At 68.6% G+C, this 1,027-nt stretch carries 1 protein-coding gene and 1 pseudogene; both read left to right on the top strand.

Features of this window, described 5'->3' with window-relative positions:
- Positions 1–331: pseudogene (locus MOV74_RS38935) on the top strand (ABC transporter ATP-binding protein); the annotation flags it as partial.
- On the top strand, positions 328–1,027 hold a 700-nt coding region (locus MOV74_RS38930), incomplete at its 3' end, for an ABC transporter permease (RefSeq protein ID WP_246932900.1). The pseudogene MOV74_RS38935 and the gene MOV74_RS38930, both read left to right, overlap by 4 nt.

Genomic DNA, 1,027 nt, shown 5'->3' with positions numbered 1-1,027 from the left:
GGCGCGGGCACTCGCGGCAAAACCCCGCATCGTGCTGATGGACGAGCCCTTCGGCGCACTCGATCCCCTCACCCGCGACGCGCTCGGCGACGACTATCGTTCGCTGCATCGCAAGCTCGGCCTGACAACCGTGATGATCACCCATGACATGACCGAGGCGATCCTGCTCGCGGACCGCATCGCCGTGATGCGTGGCGGACAACTGCTCGCGCAGGGCACTCCCACGGAGCTTTCGAACAGCAGCGACGCTTACGTGCTGGAGCTGCTGCGCACGCCCCGGCGCCAGGTCGAGCGGTTGAACGCGCTGCTGCCAACGAGCGGTGCGGCATGAGCTTGCTCGCCGATCCGCGCTGGGGCGAAGCGCTGGCGCATCTGCCCGACTATCTCGGCAACCATGTGCGGGTGAGTCTCGCCGCGCTCGCGCTCGGTCTCGCCGTCAGCCTGCCGCTGGCGATCCTGACGCGTAACCGCCCGGCACCGCGAGCCATCCTGCTCGCAGTCGCCAGTATCGTGCAGACGGTGCCGGGGCTGGCGCTGCTCGCGCTGTTCTATCCGCTGTTGCTGCTGGCCGCGTCCGTCACGCTGGCCTGGTTCGGCGTATCCTTCTCGGCGTTCGGCTTCCTGCCGGCGATGCTGGCGCTGGCGCTCTATTCGATGCTGCCGGTGCTGCGCAACGGCATCACCGGGCTCAACGGCATCGATCCCGCGCTGATCGAAGCCGCCAAGGGCGTCGGCATGACCGCGCGGCAGTCGCTGTTGATGGTCGAGCTGCCACTGGCGCTTCCGGTGATGATGGCGGGCATCCGCACCGCCGCGGTGTGGGTGATCGGCACCGCGACGCTGTCGACGCCGATCGGGCAGACCAGCCTCGGCAACTACATCTTCGCCGGGCTTCAGACCCAGAACTGGGTATTCGTGCTGTTCGGCTGCTTTGCCTCAGCCCTGCTGGCGCTCGCCGTCGATCAGCTGCTCGGCCTGATCGAGGCCGGCCTGCGTCACCGCAGCCACGCCCGCTCCGCGCTGGGCG

Origin of the sequence: Bradyrhizobium sp. SHOUNA76 (assembly GCF_023006445.1) — a bacterium.
Classification (GTDB): Bacteria; Pseudomonadota; Alphaproteobacteria; order Rhizobiales; family Xanthobacteraceae; genus Bradyrhizobium.
The sequence above is the reverse complement of the archived record's forward strand: the minus strand, read 5'-3'. Positions and strand labels throughout refer to the sequence as shown.